This window comes from Amycolatopsis sp. NPDC004079, assembly GCF_040610415.1.
Taxonomy (GTDB): Bacteria; Actinomycetota; Actinomycetes; order Mycobacteriales; family Pseudonocardiaceae; genus Amycolatopsis; species Amycolatopsis halotolerans.
The window spans coordinates 1-15,836 of record NZ_JBEXMH010000119.1 but is presented as its reverse complement, the minus strand read 5'-3'; the positions used below and the strand labels follow the sequence as shown (position 1 = coordinate 15,836).

16 protein-coding genes are annotated in these 15,836 nt (G+C 68.5%); 6 read left to right on the top strand and 10 right to left on the bottom strand.

Features of this window, described 5'->3' with window-relative positions; genetic code table 11:
- Nucleotides 1–63: 63 nt before the first annotated feature.
- From ugpC to ABZX37_RS47760, 6 genes are all read right to left on the bottom strand, one after another.
- Nucleotides 64–1,239, bottom strand: coding sequence for a sn-glycerol-3-phosphate ABC transporter ATP-binding protein UgpC (gene ugpC, locus ABZX37_RS47785; protein WP_354750990.1), 1,176 nt, complete (start codon nucleotides 1,237–1,239; stop codon nucleotides 64–66).
- 3 nt (nucleotides 1,240–1,242) lie between these two features.
- Complete coding sequence (locus tag ABZX37_RS47780) at nucleotides 1,243–2,085, bottom strand: carbohydrate ABC transporter permease (protein ID WP_354750989.1); 843 nt, start codon at nucleotides 2,083–2,085, stop codon at nucleotides 1,243–1,245.
- The gene (locus tag ABZX37_RS47775) at nucleotides 2,085–3,032 is read right to left on the bottom strand and encodes a sugar ABC transporter permease (RefSeq protein ID WP_354750988.1); all 948 of its coding nucleotides are present in this window, start codon (nucleotides 3,030–3,032) and stop codon (nucleotides 2,085–2,087) included. The genes ABZX37_RS47780 and ABZX37_RS47775 overlap by 1 nt, the downstream gene beginning before the upstream one ends.
- Nucleotides 3,029–4,348, bottom strand: a complete 1,320-nt coding sequence (locus ABZX37_RS47770) for an ABC transporter substrate-binding protein (RefSeq protein WP_354750987.1) — start codon at nucleotides 4,346–4,348, stop codon at nucleotides 3,029–3,031. The genes ABZX37_RS47775 and ABZX37_RS47770 overlap by 4 nt, the downstream gene beginning before the upstream one ends.
- Nucleotides 4,349–4,657: 309 nt before the next feature.
- Nucleotides 4,658–5,185, bottom strand: a complete 528-nt coding sequence (locus ABZX37_RS47765; protein ID WP_354750991.1) for a general stress protein — start codon at nucleotides 5,183–5,185, stop codon at nucleotides 4,658–4,660.
- An 80-nt stretch (nucleotides 5,186–5,265) separates the two neighbouring features.
- A complete protein-coding gene (locus ABZX37_RS47760; protein ID WP_354750986.1) occupies nucleotides 5,266–6,456 on the bottom strand; it encodes an acyl-CoA dehydrogenase family protein in 1,191 nt (396 codons plus the stop codon).
- A gap of 169 nt (nucleotides 6,457–6,625) precedes the next feature.
- On the opposite strand from ABZX37_RS47760, the gene ABZX37_RS47755 reads away from it, so the two are divergent.
- Nucleotides 6,626–6,970, top strand: a complete 345-nt coding sequence (locus ABZX37_RS47755) for a DUF4190 domain-containing protein (RefSeq protein WP_354750985.1) — start codon at nucleotides 6,626–6,628, stop codon at nucleotides 6,968–6,970.
- 58 nt (nucleotides 6,971–7,028) lie between these two features.
- Nucleotides 7,029–7,625: a DUF4190 domain-containing protein gene (locus ABZX37_RS47750; RefSeq protein ID WP_354750984.1), complete on the top strand. Its 597-nt coding sequence runs from the start codon at nucleotides 7,029–7,031 to the stop codon at nucleotides 7,623–7,625.
- Here the strand turns inward: ABZX37_RS47750 and ABZX37_RS47745 are convergent.
- Nucleotides 7,610–8,509, bottom strand: coding sequence for an SPFH domain-containing protein (locus ABZX37_RS47745; protein WP_354750983.1), 900 nt, complete (start codon nucleotides 8,507–8,509; stop codon nucleotides 7,610–7,612). The two genes, ABZX37_RS47750 and ABZX37_RS47745, sit on opposite strands and share 16 nt — an antisense overlap.
- Before the next feature lie 95 nt (nucleotides 8,510–8,604).
- Here ABZX37_RS47745 and ABZX37_RS47740 point away from each other — a divergent pair, with 95 nt between their 5' ends.
- From ABZX37_RS47740 to ABZX37_RS47725, 4 genes are read left to right on the top strand one after another with little or no spacing between them, the layout of a single operon-like run.
- Nucleotides 8,605–9,510, top strand: a complete 906-nt coding sequence (locus tag ABZX37_RS47740) for an aminoglycoside phosphotransferase family protein (protein ID WP_354750982.1) — start codon at nucleotides 8,605–8,607, stop codon at nucleotides 9,508–9,510.
- 57 nt (nucleotides 9,511–9,567) lie between these two features.
- Nucleotides 9,568–10,869 (top strand): CBS domain-containing protein, encoded by a 1,302-nt coding sequence (locus ABZX37_RS47735; RefSeq protein ID WP_354750981.1) that lies wholly within the window; start codon nucleotides 9,568–9,570, stop codon nucleotides 10,867–10,869.
- Entirely contained in the window at nucleotides 10,862–11,359 is a 498-nt protein-coding gene (locus ABZX37_RS47730; RefSeq protein WP_354750980.1) for a DUF1003 domain-containing protein, read from the top strand. The genes ABZX37_RS47735 and ABZX37_RS47730 overlap by 8 nt, the downstream gene beginning before the upstream one ends.
- A 25-nt stretch (nucleotides 11,360–11,384) precedes the next feature.
- A complete protein-coding gene (locus ABZX37_RS47725) occupies nucleotides 11,385–12,530 on the top strand; it encodes an Mrp/NBP35 family ATP-binding protein (protein WP_354750979.1) in 1,146 nt (381 codons plus the stop codon).
- Between the two features lie 60 nt (nucleotides 12,531–12,590).
- On the opposite strand, the gene ABZX37_RS47720 is transcribed toward ABZX37_RS47725, so the two are convergent.
- The 3 genes from ABZX37_RS47720 to ABZX37_RS47710 all read right to left on the bottom strand — a co-directional run bounded on the left by ABZX37_RS47720 (nucleotide 12,591) and on the right by ABZX37_RS47710 (nucleotide 15,321).
- Nucleotides 12,591–13,094 carry a hypothetical protein gene (locus tag ABZX37_RS47720; RefSeq protein ID WP_354750978.1) on the bottom strand — a complete coding sequence of 168 codons (504 nt, stop codon included), beginning with the start codon at nucleotides 13,092–13,094 and terminating at the stop codon, nucleotides 12,591–12,593.
- Nucleotides 13,095–13,265: 171 nt separating this feature from the next.
- Nucleotides 13,266–13,691, bottom strand: coding sequence for a Sec-independent protein translocase protein TatB (tatB, locus tag ABZX37_RS47715; protein ID WP_354750977.1), 426 nt, complete (start codon nucleotides 13,689–13,691; stop codon nucleotides 13,266–13,268).
- Nucleotides 13,692–13,788: 97 nt separating this feature from the next.
- On the bottom strand, nucleotides 13,789–15,321 hold the full coding sequence (locus ABZX37_RS47710; RefSeq protein ID WP_354750976.1) for a trypsin-like peptidase domain-containing protein: 1,533 nt from the start codon (nucleotides 15,319–15,321) through the stop codon (nucleotides 13,789–13,791).
- Between the last annotated feature and the right edge of the window lie 515 nt (nucleotides 15,322–15,836).

The window sequence follows — 15,836 nt, the reverse complement described above, 5'->3', positions numbered from 1 at the left end:
CTCCTTCCGCGCGGCGCAGACGCGATTCCGGTCTCTTCAAGGAGCCCTTCACGGACCGTCAGCTCAGTCGGAGTAGGTGAGGTTTCGGCCGTTGGACGGGTCGAAGAGCTTCACCTTGTCCGCGTCGAACGAAATCTGCAGATCCTGGTTCTCCGCGGCGGCCGATTCCGCCGACAGCCGGGCCACGATCAGCGATTCCGCGCCGGGGACGTCGGCCGAACCGCTGTCCGCGGCCAGTTCCGCCAGTTCGGCCGAGGTTGCGGCTTCACCCTCCACGGTGAAGTGCGCGAACTTCTCCGAACCCATCGACTCCAGCACGTCCACGTGTGCGGTGAACGTCGCGCCTTCGTGGCCCGATTCGGCCAGTGCGGCGTCCTCGAAGTGCTCCGGGCGGATGCCCATGATCACCTCGCGCGGGGCGTCCGCCGCTTCGGCCATCCGGCGGATCCGGTCGGTCAGCGGGGTGGTGCCGAGCGAACTGCGCAGCTGACCGTCTTCGAGCGTCGCGGGGACGAAGTTCATCGACGGCGAGCCGATGAACCCGGCCACGAACAGGTTCGCCGGGTTGTCGTACAGGAACTGCGGCGAACCGATCTGTTGCACGTACCCGGCCCGCAGCACCACGACGCGGTCGCCGAGGGTCATCGCCTCGGTCTGGTCGTGCGTGACGTACAGCGTGGTCGTGCCCAGCTGCTTCTGGATTTTGGACACCGAGGTCCGCATCTGGCCGCGGAGCTTGGCGTCCAAGTTGGACAGTGGCTCGTCCATCAGGAACGCCTTGGGGTTGCGGACGATCGCCCGGCCCATCGCCACCCGCTGCCGCTGCCCGCCGGACAGGTTGGCCGGTTTGCGGTCGAGATGCTGGGTCAGGTCGAGGATCGTCGCCGCTTCCTCCACTTTGGACCGGACGATCTTGTCGTCCACTTTGGCCAGCCGCAGCGGGAACGCCATGTTCTCCCGCACGCTCATGTGCGGGTACAGCGCGTACGACTGGAACACCATCGCGATGTCCCGGTCCTTCGGGGCCTTTTCGTTGACCCGCTTGCCGTCGATGCGCAGTTCGCCCGAGGAGATGTCCTCCAGCCCGGCGACCATGTTGAGCGTGGTCGACTTCCCGCAGCCGGACGGGCCGACCAGGATGATGAACTCGCCGTCGGCGATCGTGATGTCCACTTCGGACACCGCGAGCGCGCCGTCGGGATAGCGCTTGGAAACCTTGTCGAGAACGATTTCAGCCATGGGTCAGCCCTTCACCGCACCGGACGTCAGCCCCGCCACGATGCGACGCTGGAAAAACAACACGAACAGGATGATCGGCACCGTGATCACGACCGCGGCCGCGCACACCTGGCCAGTCGGGTCCTCGAACTGCGAGGACCCGGTGAAGAACGACAACGCGGCCGGCACCGTGCGCGACGCCTCGGTGGACGTCAGCGAGATGGCGAACAGGAAGTCGTTCCAGCAGAGGATGAACACCAGGATCGCCGTGGTGAACACGCCCGGCGCGGCCAGCGGCGCGATCACCTTCCGGAATGCCTGGGCCGGCGTCGCGCCGTCCATTTTCGCCGCCTTTTCCAGCTCCCACGGGATTTCCCGGAAGAACGCGGACAGCGTGTAGATCGACAGCGGCAGCGCGAACGTGATGTAGGGCAGGATCAGCCCCGGCCAGGTGTCGAAAAGGCCGAGCCCGCGTTCGATGTTGAACAGCGGGGTGACGAGCGAGACCTGCGGGAACATCGCGATCAGCAGGGAAAGCCCCACCAGCACTTGCTTCCCGGGGAAATCCAGCCGGGCGATCGCGTACGCCGCCATCGTGCCCAGCACCACCGCGATGACCGTGGAGATCACCGCGATGCCGATCGAGTTCACCAGCGCGCGCAGGAACTCCGTGGTCTGGAAAATGTCCGCGTAGTTCTTGAGCGTCCATTCCACCGGGATGAAATTGCCGTCGGTGAGCGTCGCTTTCGTCTTGAACGACAGCGAAAGCACCCACAGCACCGGGACGATCGCGAACACCAGCACCAGGATGTCGAGCAGGCCCCAGCCCACTTTGCGGCCGGTGGTGGCCGCACCTCCGATGGCCATCAGCGCTTCCCCCCGTCGTCCGTGCCGGGCGCGGCGGTGCCGAACACCTTGATGAAGAGGAACGCGATGATCGCCACGGTGATGAAGATCAGCACCGCCATGGTGGAGCCGATCCCGAGGTTGAGCCCCTTGACCAGGTTGTCGTAGGTCTGCATGGACACCGATCCGGTGTCCTGCGCGCCGCCGGTGAGCACGTAAATGTTGTCGAAAATGCGGAACGCGTCGAGCGTGCGGAACAGCAGCGCGACGAGGATCGCCGGTTTCATCACCGGCAGCATCACCTTGGTGAACCGCTGCCACGCGGTCGCGCCGTCCATCGCCGCGGCCTTCAGCAGGTCATCAGGCACCAGCGCCAGCCCGGCCATCAGCAGCAGCGCCATGAACGGCGTCGTCTTCCACACCTCGGCGAGAATGATGATGAACAGCGACGGCCATTGGTCAGTCAGCGGCGCGACCCCTTCGCCCAGCACGTTCGCCAGGTACCCGGTTTTGGGCGTCCACGCGAAATACCACGAGAACGCGGCCACCACGGTCACGATGCCGTACGGGATCAGCGCGACGGTGCGCACCAGTCCGCGGCCGACGAGCGTGCGGTGCATGATCAGCGCGAGCCCCATGCCGAGCACGAATTCGATCGCCACCGAAACGACGGTGAGGAACATCGTGGTGCCGAACGCGGTCCACCAGTAGGAATTGGTCAGCACCGCGGCGTAATTGGAGAATCCGATGAACTCGTGCTGCGACGGGAATCGCAGGTCGTAGCGCTGCAGCGAAAGCCAGACCGAATAGATGATCGGGTACCCGGTCACCGCGATCATCACGATGAAGGCGGGCGCGCACAGCCAGAGCCCGAGCCGCCGTTCCGCCTTCTTGCCCTCGGAAAGCGCGGGCTTTCCCTTGCGGTGCGCCGCTTCCTGGGCGGTCGCGGCGGGATCCTGGACGGTCACGGGATCACTCCCTTCGACTGGAGCGCGTCATCGAGCTGTTCCCGCATTTTCTGCGCGGTCGCCTGCGGATCGATCGCCGACGGCGGGGAGATGATTTTCGACATCACCGTGGACAGGTTCTGGTACACCGGGGTGAGCGGCCGGACCGCGGCGGTTTTCAGCGCCGACAGAATGGCGTCGCGCATCGGGTACTTCTGCGCCATGTTCGGGTTGTCCGCCGAAGCCGGTTTCGCCGGGTCCACCGGAACGTCGTCGTGGTACACCGATTCGATCGTCGGCGGCACCCCGTCGTTGATCGCCGACACCTTCTGGTTTTCCTTGCTGCGCAAGCACAACGCGGCTTCATACGCCTCTGGCTTGTGCTGCGAGTAGGCGCTCACCGCCAGGTCGAACCCGCCGATCGTGCTCTTCGACGGAATGCCCGCCTTCGCCTGCGGATACACCGCCCACTTGAAGTGCGACAGGTCCTGCGGCTTTTCCTCGGCGTAGGAGGCGTAAACGAACGGCCAGTTCAGCTCGAACGCGGCACCGCCGCTCTGGAACGTCCGCCGGACGTCGTCCTCCTTCTGGTTCGTCAGCGACGGGTCGGTGATCCCCGACGACGTGACCTTCTTCAGCAGTTCCAGCGCCTGCACCGCGCCCTCGTCCATCACGACGGATTTCCCGTCGTCGGACAGGATGTGCCCGCCGAGCGATTCGACCAGCGTGTTGTAGATGACCACCAGGCCCTCGTACTGCGCGCCGGTGAAGACGACGGAATACGGCTTGTGCTGGCTCTTGAGCTGCTGCGACATCTGCATCATCTCGTCCCACGTCTTGGGCGGGGTCGGGGTGATGCGGTCGTCGTACCAGAGCAATTGCACGTTGGTGTTCTTCGGCGCCGCGTAGAGCTTTCCTTGGTACGTAGCGGTTTCCAGCGGCCCTTGCAGCACGCCCTCGGACGCGGCCGTCTTGTTCTGCCCGGTCCACTCGTCGACCCAGCCCGCCTCGGCGAACTCGGAGACCCAGGTGACGTCGAGGCCGAGCACGTCCATCGACGTGTCGCCCGCGGCGAGCCGGCGCGCCATCTGGATCCGCTGGTCGTCCGAACCGCGCTGGAGCTTGTTGTAGACGATCCGGTACCGCCCGGCGGCGGCCTTGTTGCAGTTGTCGACGACCGTCTGGAAATGGTCCTCCGGGGAGTAGTAGACGTTGATCGTCGTCCCGGAAGCCGTTCCGCAGCCTGCCGCCAGGCCGCTGGTCATCAAGCCCGCGGCGAGCAGTGCCGCCGCGCGGGTAGGTCCTCGTTTCTTTCCGCTGGGCCGTTTCTTCCCCATCCAAGCCTCCTCGCGTGTGCACACGGCACCGTCCGGCGCCGCCCCCAGACAGCACGCCGCGACGAGGCGGACCCGAGCCAGCACCCCGACGTGCCAGTTGCCGGCAGGCCGCGCTGGAGGACACGACCGGCCAACCGGTGTCGGACAACCTATGCCCGGCGATCACCCGCCGCAAGCAGGGTCGGTAACGATTCAGCCAGGTGCGCGCGAACCATCGGAAAGACGGGTGAAAAAGTCCCGTGGGTATTTACGCCGTGGCGGGCAGCGGACCTCGTGAGTGGCAATCCCGGTGAGAACCGGCATAAACAGTCACGAGGCAAGAGGCGGTGGCCGCAACGCCAGCTTCGCGAGCAGCTCGCGCCCCTGCTCCGCGCTGCGCGGCTGGCACAGCACGTCGTACCGGCCCGCGACGAGCTGGCTCGCCGACGAGAAATCCCTGCGCCCGCGCGACGTGCGGTATCCGATCGCCGAGAACGCCAGCCCGGACAGGACACCGAGCACCAGCCCGGTCAGCAGCTGCAGCGTGAATCCGCCCTGGTTGACGAACATCCCCAGCAGCAGCCCGGCGAACAGGCCGAACCACGCGCCCGACATCGCGCCCGCGGCGAGCACCCGGCCCCACGACAGCCGTCCGATGACGCGTTCGACCAGCATCAGGTCGACGCCGACGATCGTCACGTCGGTGACCGCGAACTCGCTTTCCGCCAGGAAATCGACCGCCTGCTGCGCCTCGCCGTAGGTCGTGTACGACCCGATCGGCCAGCCGGTGGGCGGGGTCGGGAGCCGCGGCAGCCCGGCCTGGCCCTGCCCGCCACCAAAGGGACTGCTCACCATCATCACCTGCGCACTCGTCCGGAGTTCGAGGGCTCCATCTTGTCAAGAACCGGCGGAGCGCGCGAACTCCGGCGAGCCGCGGGTCAGGCTTTGTAATCCCGCAGCAGGCCGCGGCTGATGATGGTTTTCTGGATTTCGCTGGTACCTTCGCCGATCAGCAGGAACGGGGCTTCGCGCATCAGGCGCTCGATCTCGTATTCCTTGGAGTAGCCGTAACCGCCGTGGATCCGGAACGCTTCCTGGGTCACCTCGGCGCAGTACTCGCTGGCGATCAGCTTCGCCATCCCGGCCTCGACGTCGTTGCGGGCGCCGGAATCCTTGAGCCGCGCGGCGTTGACCATCATCAGGTGCGCGGCCTCGACCTTGGTCGCCATCTCCGCGAGCTTGAACGCGATCGCCTGGTGCTGCGCGATCGGCTTGCCGAAGGTGGTGCGCTGCTGGGCGTAAGCGATCGCCAGCTCGAAGGACCGGATCGCGATCCCGCACGCGCGCGCCGCGACGTTCACGCGGCCGACCTCGACACCGTCCATCATGTACGAGAAGCCCTTGCCCGGAGCCTCGCCAAGGACCTTGTCGGCACCGATCTTGAAGCCGTCGAACACCGCTTCGGTGGTGTCGACGCCCTTGTAGCCCATTTTGTCGATCTTGCCCGGAATCGTCAGGCCCGGAAGCACCTCGCCGAACCCGGACGGCTTCTCGACCAGGAACGTCGTGAGGTTCTGGTGCGCCTTCTCCGCGCCCTCGTCGGTCTTCACCAGCAGCGCGATCAGGTTCGACGAACCGCCGTTGGTCAGCCACATCTTCGCGCCGTCGATGACGTAGTCGTCGCCCTCGCGCTTGGCGCGGGTCTTGATCGCCGCGACGTCCGAGCCGAGGTCCGGCTCCGACATCGAGAACGAGCCGCGGACCTCGCCGGTCGCCATCCGGGGCAGGAAGTGCTGCTTCTGCGCTTCGGTACCGTGCTGCTTGATCATGTGCGCCACGATGAAGTGCGTGTTGATCACGCCGGACACGCTCATCCAGCCGCGCGCGATCTCCTCGACCACGAGCGCGTAGGTGAGCAGCGATTCGCCGAGGCCGCCGTACTCCTCCGGGATGGTGAGCCCGAACAGGCCCATCTCCTTCATGCCCTCGACGATCTCCGCCGGGTACTCGTCGGCGTGCTCCAGCGCCTGCGCGTGCGGGATGATCTCCTTGTCCACGAACGAGCGAACCGTGGACAGAATCTCCTGCTGCACATCGGTCAGGCCGGCGGTCCGGGCGAGACGGGCCATGAGCTCAGCTCCTCACTGCGGGCGACGCCGGCTCCCGGCGCTGGGGTTACCGGGGAGTATGACTGGTTCGCGCCCCAGCGGCTATGAGGGTGCTCACGCCAGGCCCCGGTTTCCCCCGTTAAGGTGCGGATAAGGTGCTGATCCACCCGAAACCGCGAGAAGGATCCCGATGAGCGAGGCCAGCGACGACCGGGACGAGCCAGCCGGGCGCGACGGCTACACGCACCCGTCGTATGAGCACCAGCCCTATCCGCCGCAAGGCCCGCCGCCGGGCGCGGGGCTCGCGCTCGGGTCGCTGGTGTGCTCCATCGCCGGGTTCGTGCTGTGCGCGCCGATGGCCGTCGCGGGGATCGTGATGGGGCACATCGCGTTCCACCGGGCCCGCCGCGGTCGCGGCACGGGCGGCGCGCTGGCGGTCGCCGGTTTCGTGATCGGCTACGCCGCGCTGATCGTCTGGGGCATCGCCATTCCGCTGATCGTGCACGCGCTGGTCCAGTCCGGAGTTTTCGGCTGATGCCGCCGCGATTCCCGGTAGCGTCGTCCTTCGAACCCGGCACCTCGAGGGAGCCCCGATGACCACTCCGTCCGACCGCGACCCGGCGTCGTACGAACCGCCGCCGACCGCGGACCCCGCTCCGTACGAGCCGCCGGCCACCGCCGACCCGACGCCGTACGAGGCCCCGGCGGACGCCGTCCCGTCCACTTCGGAGGCTGACCCGCTGGTTCCCCCGCCGGGCTGGACCGCGCCCGACCCCGGCCCGGTCGCGCAGCTGCCCGGCGACCAACCGGCTCCCGCCGCGCAACCGCTCGCGTCTCCGTATCCCGTTGCGGCGCAACCGGATCCGTTCGCGCCGCCGCCCGCGTACCACGCCTTCCCGGCTCCGCCGCCGTACGGCGCGCCCTACCAGCCGTACGCCGCGAACAACACCGACACCGGGCTCGCGACCGGCGCGCTGGTGTGCTCGCTGCTCGGCCTGGCGACGTGCGTCCTCGCGGTCCCCGGGCTCGCGATGGGGCACGTCGCGCTGTCCAAGGCCAGCCGCAACGAAGCGGGCGGACGCACCATGGCGCTCTCGGCCGTCGTGCTCGGTTACGTCGCGGTCGCGCTGTGGGTCGGCTTCTTCGTGACGCTGACGGTCCTCGGCATGAACGGCTACCTCGACCGCTGATCCGGCACGTCGCTCGCCTCGCCCTCGGGCGGGGCGACCTGCCCGTTGCCGACCTGTTCCGCCGACTCCGCAGACTCCACGGACTCCGCTGACGCCCGCGGCTCCGGCGGTTTCGCGGCCGGTTTCGCCGGAGGATCGGTCCGCGCGTCCAGGAACCGCAGCAGTTCCACCGGGAACGGCAGCACGAGCGTCGAGTTCTTCTCCGCCGACACCTGCACCACTGTCTCCAGCAGGCGCAATTGCAGCGCCGCCGGGGTGTCCGCCATCGTCGCGGCGGCCTGGGCGAGCTTGTGCGACGCCTGCAGTTCGCCGTCCGCGGAGATCACCCGGGCGCGGCGTTCGCGTTCGGCCTCGGCCTGGCGCGACATCGAGCGCTTCATCGACTCCGGCAGCGCGACGTCCTTGATCTCGACCCGGTCGATGTGGATGCCCCAGTCCAGCGCCGGGCTGTCGATCATCAACTCGAGGCCCTCGTTGAGCCGTTCGCGGTTCGACAGCAGGTCGTCGAGGTCGCTCTTGCCGATGATGGACCGCAGCGACGTCTGCGCGACCTGGCCGATCGCCGTCCGGTAGTCCTGCACGTGGACCGCGGCCAGCACCGGGTCGACCACCTTGAAGTACACGACCGCGTCCACCCGGACCGTGACGTTGTCGCGGGTGATGCCGTCCTGTGCGGGCACCGGCAACGTCACGACCTGCATGTTCACCTTCTGCATGCGGTCGGCCAGCGGCAGCAGCAGCGCGAGCCCGGGGTCGCGGACCCGCGAGCGCACCCGGCCGAAACGGAACACCAGCCCGCGTTCGTACTGTTTCACCACGCGCACCGCGGAAGCGAGCCACACCCCGCCCGCGACGACCACCGCGCTGACAATCTCGACGATCATGGCAGCTCCCGGGTTCGCCAAACCCTTTGCCCACCCACTGTACGCGCGGAAGACGACCCCGGAAACGGCTTGCGCGGCCGACCAGGATGGGCGTTGTGACCGTTTTGGAAATCCCGCCCGCCTTCGCCGAACGCGCCCCCAAGGTCCTCGGTCCGGAAGCCGTCCCGTGGCTCGCATCGCTGCCCTCGCTCGCGCAGCGGTACGCCCGGAAGTGGGAGCTGGAGTTCGAGGACACCGCCCGGCACGGCTACGTCGGCGTCGTCCAGCCCGCCCGGCGCGCGGACGGCTCCCGCGTCGTGCTCAAACTCGGCTGGGTGGAAGAGGAATCGCGCGACGAACCGCTCGCACTGTCCACATGGGCCGGTCGAGGATCGGTGCTGCTGCACGAGTCCGCGCCCGAGGACGGCGCGATGCTGCTGGAGCGGCTCGACGACAGCCGCACGCTCGACGGCGAACCGTTGCTGCCCGCCGTCGAGATCATCAGCGAACTCGCCCGGCGGCTCGCCGTGCCCGCGCCCGCCGAACTCACCCGCACGCTGTCCGGAATCGCCGAGGACCTGCTCGAAGAACTGCCGAAGTCCTGGCGGGAACTGGGCGAACCACTCCCCCGCCGCGAACTGGACGCGGCCTTGGCGGTGTGCCGCGACCTCGGCCCGGAATCAGGCAACGCACTGGTGAACGAGGACCTGCATTACGAGAACGTGCTGTCCGGCACCCGCGAACCGTGGCTGGTGATCGACCCGAAGCCGCTCGCCGGCGACCTCGAATACGGCGCGCTTTCGTTGCTGTGGAACCGGTTCAGTGAATCCACACTGGACTCGAAGCTCGCCGCGAGCGGTCTGGACCGCGACCGCGCCAAGGCGTGGACGCTCGTCCGGGCGGTGCAGAACCGGCTGTGGCACGCCCAGGATCTGGTCGATTTCGGCGGTTTGGACGAGGACGACGACGGCCCGTCCGCCGAGGAGCTCCCCGCGCTGACCCGATGGGCGCTGCTTAGCTGAGAATTCGCCGAGTCGCGGCACGAGCGCGCACCGGCGGCAGCCGATAGTGTCGGCGCCATGGCAGGCACAAACCGGGTTTACGCAGCACAGCTCGCCGGTCTGCCGGTATTCGGGCCTGACGGGGAATCGATCGGCAAGGTCCGCGACGTAGTCGCTGGCCTGCGGCTCGACCAGCAGCCGCCGCGGATCCTCGGCATGGTCGTGGAGCTGGCGACCCGGCGGCGGGTGTTCGTCCCCATGCTGCGGGTCACCTCGATCGAACCGAACGCCGTGACGCTCGCCACTGGTTCGGTCAACATGCGGCATTTCCACCAGCGGCCCAACGAAGTCCTGGTGTGCGGGCAGCTTCTCGACGCGCACGCGACGCTCACCGGCGCGGAAACCCGGGTGACGGTGGTGGACGCGGCGATGGAGCCGACCCGCACGCGGGACTGGGTGCTGGCGAAGCTCGCCGTCCGCGAGCGCTCGACCCGGCTGGCGCTCGGCCGGCGGCGCGCCGCGATGCAGGTCCTGCCGTGGAGCGAGGTCTCCGGGCTCGGGCTCACCGACCTGACCGGACAGCCCCAAGGCGCGGGCCAGCTGCTGATGCTGTTCGACACGATGCGCGCGGTCGACGTCGCCGCGACGCTGCGCGACCTGCCGATCAAGCGTCGCCACGAGGTCGCCGACGCGATGGACGACGAGCGGCTCGCGGACGTCATCGAGGAGCTTCCCGAGGACGACCAGAAGGAACTGCTGGCCTACCTCGCCGAGGAGCGCGCCGCCGACATCCTCGAGGCGATGAACCCGGACGACGCCGCCGACCTGCTCGCCGAACTCGCCCCGGCCGAGCAGAGCCGGCTGCTGGAACTGATGGAGCCGGAGGAATCCGCGCCGGTCAAACGGTTGCTGGCGTATTCGTCGGACACCGCGGGCGGACTGATGACGCCGGAACCGGTGGTGCTGACGCCGGACGCGACGATCGCCGAGGCGCTGGCGCACATCCGCAACGCCGAACTCCCCGCCGCGCTCGCCAGCATGGTGTTCGTGTGCCGACCGCCGACCGAAACGCCGACCGGCCGGTTCGTCGGCGTCGTGCATTTCCAGCGGCTGCTGCGCGAACCGCCCGCCGAACTGGTCGCGAGTGCGGTGGACACCGACCTCACCGCGTTGCGCCCGGAGGCGACGCTGGCCGAGGTCACCCGGTATTTCGCGGCGTACAACCTGGCGTGCGGCCCGGTCGTCGACGCCGAGGACCACCTGCTCGGCGCCGTCACCGTCGACGACGTGCTCGACCATCTGCTGCCCGACGACTGGCGCGAAACCGGACTGCACGACGTGGCGGACGGTGCTGATCTAGAGGAGGCCGAACGTGCCTGAACTCGGCTCCGGCCGCCGGCTCGACCAGCCGCGCGGCCAGGCCCGCCTGCGGCTGAACATCGACCCGGACACCTTCGGCCGGTTCACCGAGCGGATCGCGCGGTTCCTCGGCACCGGGAAGTACCTGTTCTGGCAGACGCTCATCGTGGTCGTCTGGATCGTGCTGAACCTGACCGCGTTGTCGCTGCAGTGGGACCCGTACCCGTTCATCCTGCTCAACCTGGCGTTCTCGACGCAGGCCGCGTACGCCGCGCCGCTGATCCTGCTCGCGCAGAACCGCCAGGACGACCGGGACCGCGTGTCGCTGGAGGAGGACCGCACGCGCGCCGCGCAGACCAAGGCGGACACCGAGTACCTCGCGCGCGAGCTGGCCGCGCTGCGGCTGGCGGTCGGCGAGGTCGCCACCCGCGACTACCTGCGCAGCGAACTCGACCGGCTGCGCGACGATCTCGACGTGGACTCCAAGCCGCGCAAGGCCAAGCAAAGCTGAACTGGGCAGTACGTACGATGGAAGCGTGACTGGTACACAGCAGCTCCCCAGCGTCGACGACGTCCGCACCGCGCTGAAGGACGTGTACGACCCGGAAATCAAGAAACCGATCACCGACCTCGGCATGGTCAAGGACGTGGCGGTCGGCGACGACGGGGTGGTCGACGTCGGGATCTACCTCACGGTCGCGGGCTGCCCGCTGAAGGCGACGCTGACCGCGGACACGAAGAAGGCCGTCTCGAAGCTCCCCGGCGTCGCCGACGTGCGGGTCGAGCTGGACGTGATGAGCGACGAACAGCGCACCGAGCTGCGCAAATCGCTGCGCGGCGACGCGGCCGAGCCGGTGATCCCGTTCGCGCAGCCGGGTTCGATGACGCGGGTCTACTGCGTGGCGTCCGGCAAGGGCGGCGTCGGCAAATCGTCGGTGACGGTGAACCTGGCCGTGGCGATGGCCGAGCGCGGGCTGTCGGTCGGCGTGGTGGACGCGGACATCTACGGCCACTCGGTGCCGCGCATGCTGGGCGCGCGCGAGAAGCCGACCAAGGTCGACACGATGATCATGCCGCCGCAGGCGCACGGCGTGAAGGTGATCTCGATCGGCATGTTCACGCCGGGCAACACCCCCGTCGTGTGGCGCGGCCCGATGCTGCACCGCGCGCTGCAGCAGTTCCTGGCCGACGTGTTCTGGGGCGACCTGGACATCCTGCTGCTGGACCTGCCGCCGGGCACCGGCGACATCGCGATTTCGGTGGCGCAGCTGATCCCGAACGCGGAAATCCTCGTGGTGACCACGCCGCAGCAGGCCGCCGCCGAGGTGGCCGAGCGCGCGGGCGCGATCGCGATGCAGACGCGGCAGCGCGTCGCGGGCGTGATCGAGAACATGTCGTGGCTGGAAACCCCGACCGGCGAACGCATCGAGGTCTTCGGCGCGGGCGGCGGCCAGACCGTGGCGGATTCGCTGTCGAAGTCGGTGGGTTCGACGGTGCCGCTGCTGGGCCAGGTCCCGCTCGACCCGCGCCTGCGCGAACAGGGCGACGAGGGCACGCCGATCGTGCTGTCCGATCCGGATGCCCCGGCGTCGCTGGTGCTGAAGGACGCGGCGAAGCAGCTGTCGGTCCGGGCGCGCGGGTTGGCCGGGATGATGCTGAACGTGAGCCCCGCCGGTCGCTGACCCTTTCAAGCAAAAGAGGCGTGCACCCTTTCGCGGGTGCACGCCTCTTTTTTGTTGCGCTTAGGAGGCGTGCACGGTCACCAGGAGGGCGCCGGACTCGCGAAGCGTCACCTTGGTGTCGCCCGGCTTCGTCACGGTCCAGTCGATGTCCTCGGGCTTCTTCGCGGACACGTCGGCCGACTTGTCCGGCAGGTCCTGGACGTCGATGTTCTGCGACTGGTCGGACGTCACCTTGATCTTGACCTTGTTGCCGACCTTGACGTCGACGACCCCGGCCGGCGGCGTGACCTTCCCGCCCTGGTAGGCGACGGTGACCAGCACGTCAACGCCTGCCTCGCCAGTCTCCGCGCCGCGCTTGACGTTCGGCTGCTCACCGGTGGCACTGCCGTTCTCGCTCGCCGGGGCACTGGACGGAGCCACCGATCCGGACGGCATCGCCGGAGCGGGCACCGAGGTGTAGGTGGCGGGCGCTTTGGTGCTGGGCTCGTCGTCGGCACTGCACCCGGCGACGGCGAAGGCGGCCGCAGCGATCGTTCCGGCCAGCGCAGCCGCACGGCGTGACATATCGGGAACCTCCAGGGTCGGTTGAGCTGATGCTCCTGAGGCTACCCAGCCTGATCAGCGCGTCGCGCGTCGGCTTGGCCAGTCGGTTCGCACCGGGATCGCCGCGTACCGAGCGGCGTGCGCCGGTCGTGAGTGGCGATCACGGTTCTCACCGGGATCGGCGCACGAGGATCAGGTGGCGTCCGGGTCGACCGGCGGACGCTCGCCCGGCTTCAACGGCTCCGGCTGCGGGAGCGCGGTCTGCGGCTTGATCGTCGGCGCCGCGCTCGACCCGTTCCCGTTCGAGCCGTTCAGCTCGTTCTTGAACCCGTTCAACCCCAGCGGATCCGAATCCCCGTCGAACAAATGCTGCGACACCACCCGCTTCGGATCCAGATTGCGCAGGCCGCGCAGATCTTCGAGGGGTTTGCGCAGCTGGTCGAACTCCGGGCCCATCTCCTCGCGCAACTGCTCGCGCGCGCCGGTCGCGAAGTCGCGGGCCTTGCGGACGCTCTTCGCCATCCAGGCCGCCGCTTCGGGCAGCCGTTCGGGCCCGAGGATGAAAAGCCCGGCGATGATGAGCACGAGGATCTCGCCCCAGCCGACACTGTCGAACACCCGTGAAACCTCCGCTCGGTGCTGCCCCGCCCAAGACTACCCGGGCCGTTTCGCACCCCGGCAGGCCCGAACGTCGCACGCAGCTTAAGAACGGGTGTCAGTCCGACCCGAGCGTGACGTCCACCACGAGCAGCGCGCCGTCGCGGGCCAGCTGCACCGGAACCACCTGGCCGGGGTCGTGGCTGCGCACCGCGACGGTCAGCTCGGCGGAGTCGCGCACGACGTGGTCGCCGATCTTGGTGATCACGTCGCCTTCCTTGATCCCGGCGCCCGCGGCCGGACCGCCCGGGGCGACGTTGCGGACCTGCGCGCCCATCGTCGACGAACCGGCGACCGTCGAGGCCGCGTTGATCCCGATGTCGGCGTGCTTGACCTTGCCGTCCTTGATCAGCGCCTTGGCGATCTTGATGGCGTAGTCGCTGGGAATGGCGAACCCGATGCCGATGCTGCCGCCGTCGGAGCTGGACGAGCGGATCGCGGAGTTGATCCCGACCAGCGCGCCCCTCGAGTCGACGAGCGCCCCGCCCGAGTTGCCGTGGTTGATCGCGGCGTCGGTCTGGATGGCGGAGTAGGTGACCGGAGCCGCCCCGTTGTCGCCGCCCGCGGTGACCGGCCGGTCGAGCGCGCTGACGATGCCGGAGGTGATCGAGTTCTGCAGCGCCAGCGGCGATCCGACCGCGATCACCGCGTCCCCGACCTGCAGATCGGACGATTTGCCGACCTGCATCACGACCGGGTTCGTGACATTGACCTTCACCACGGCGAGGTCGGTTTTCTGATCCGCGCCGACGACCTTGGCCTCGGTGCGGGTCCCGTCGTTGAACACCGCCGTGATCTTCGTAGCCGCGTCGCCGACCGCGGTCGCGACCACGTGCTCGTTCGTGAGGATGTATCCCTGCGGATCGATCACCACGCCGGAACCCTGCTCGCCGCTGTCCGCCCCGGGCTTGACCACCTCGAGCGAAACCACCGCGGGCGCCACCCGCCGCGCGATGTCCGCGAGCGACCCCGGCGGCCGCTCCTTGGCCGCCTCCGCCTCGGAAATCGTGGCGCTGCCGGTCAACGAGGACCCGGTATCCCCGACCCACCAGCCGACCAGCCCGCCGACCGCGCCGATCACCAACGCGACGACCCCCAGCAACGCCAACGCCTTCGGCTGCACCCGCCGCCCGAACAGCACCTCAGGCAAGCTCAACTGGGCACCGCTGGGCAGCTTCGGTTTCTCGCCCTCTTCGTCCTCCGGAACCACCGCGGGCCCAGCTAGCACGGCCCCAGCCGCCGGATCCCGCCAAGGATCGCTGGTGTCAGTCCACAACGGATCTTCCGCGGCGCCGTTCTCCCCGGACGCCTCGAGCGGCCGCTGCAACCGCACGCCCTCGGCCCCAGCAGGCCTGCTGAACGCCTCCGCCAGAGATTCCGGCGTCGGCGGCGCGAGACTGAGCTTCTGCTGCCCGTTCCCGTTAGGCGGCGGGGTGTAAAGCTTGTCGAACGCCCCCTCGACCCCGTGCGGACGCCCGAAGACAGCCGCCTGCTGCTGATCCACCGCGGGCCGCTCAAGCGGCCGAGGACCCAACCGGTCCGTTCCGACGGCACCGGACTGGTCAGGATTAGCGTTCGGCTGGTCGGTCATCATTCCCCGGGAAGCGGTTCAGTACGGCTGGTGGTGGACGATACCCAAGCCTAGGGAGAGTCTGCCCAGGCCGCAGTGAAATGGCTGTTGCCTGCCCTCCTCCCGCCCCCGCTCTGCCGAACGTCCGTGAGGGGAACCCTCACGGACCCAGAGTCCCTCAGGGTTCCCCTCACGACCCGCCGATGTTCGTGAGGGACCCCTTCACAGCCTCAGATTCCCTCAAGGAGCCCTTCACAGCCCACCCGCTTCGCTCGCCGCCGCCGAGATACGCCCCAACGCCACATTGGGTGCGCCAGACGCACCCAACGTGGCATTCGGTGCATCCCACGCACCCAATGTGGCATTCGGTGCGTCACATGCACCCAATGCCACATTGGGCGCTAGCCCCGACCACCCACCCAACCGCAGCCGATGCACCCAGACCAAGGCAGCCACACCCCCCGCACCCCGATACGAAGCCAAAAACGCGGCGCGGGGGTGCTTGTCAAGGCATCTTTCCCGCCTTGACAAGCACC

Excerpts from the sequence above, each read along its gene's own strand:
- ugpC (WP_354750990.1), bottom strand. The coding sequence starts at position 1,239 with ATGGCTGAAATCGTTCTCGACAAGGTTTCCAAGCGCTATCCCGACGGC.
- ABZX37_RS47780 (WP_354750989.1), bottom strand. The coding sequence starts at position 2,085 with ATGGCCATCGGAGGTGCGGCCACCACCGGCCGCAAAGTGGGCTGGGGC.
- ABZX37_RS47770 (WP_354750987.1), bottom strand. The coding sequence starts at position 4,348 with ATGGGGAAGAAACGGCCCAGCGGAAAGAAACGAGGACCTACCCGCGCG.
- ABZX37_RS47765 (WP_354750991.1), bottom strand. The coding sequence starts at position 5,185 with ATGATGGTGAGCAGTCCCTTTGGTGGCGGGCAGGGCCAGGCCGGGCTG.
- ABZX37_RS47760 (WP_354750986.1), bottom strand. The coding sequence starts at position 6,456 with ATGGCCCGTCTCGCCCGGACCGCCGGCCTGACCGATGTGCAGCAGGAG.
- ABZX37_RS47755 (WP_354750985.1), top strand. The coding sequence starts at position 6,626 with ATGAGCGAGGCCAGCGACGACCGGGACGAGCCAGCCGGGCGCGACGGC.
- ABZX37_RS47750 (WP_354750984.1), top strand. The coding sequence starts at position 7,029 with ATGACCACTCCGTCCGACCGCGACCCGGCGTCGTACGAACCGCCGCCG.
- ABZX37_RS47745 (WP_354750983.1), bottom strand. The coding sequence starts at position 8,509 with ATGATCGTCGAGATTGTCAGCGCGGTGGTCGTCGCGGGCGGGGTGTGG.
- ABZX37_RS47735 (WP_354750981.1), top strand. The coding sequence starts at position 9,568 with ATGGCAGGCACAAACCGGGTTTACGCAGCACAGCTCGCCGGTCTGCCG.
- ABZX37_RS47720 (WP_354750978.1), bottom strand. The coding sequence starts at position 13,094 with ATGTCACGCCGTGCGGCTGCGCTGGCCGGAACGATCGCTGCGGCCGCC.
- ABZX37_RS47710 (WP_354750976.1), bottom strand. The coding sequence starts at position 15,321 with ATGACCGACCAGCCGAACGCTAATCCTGACCAGTCCGGTGCCGTCGGA.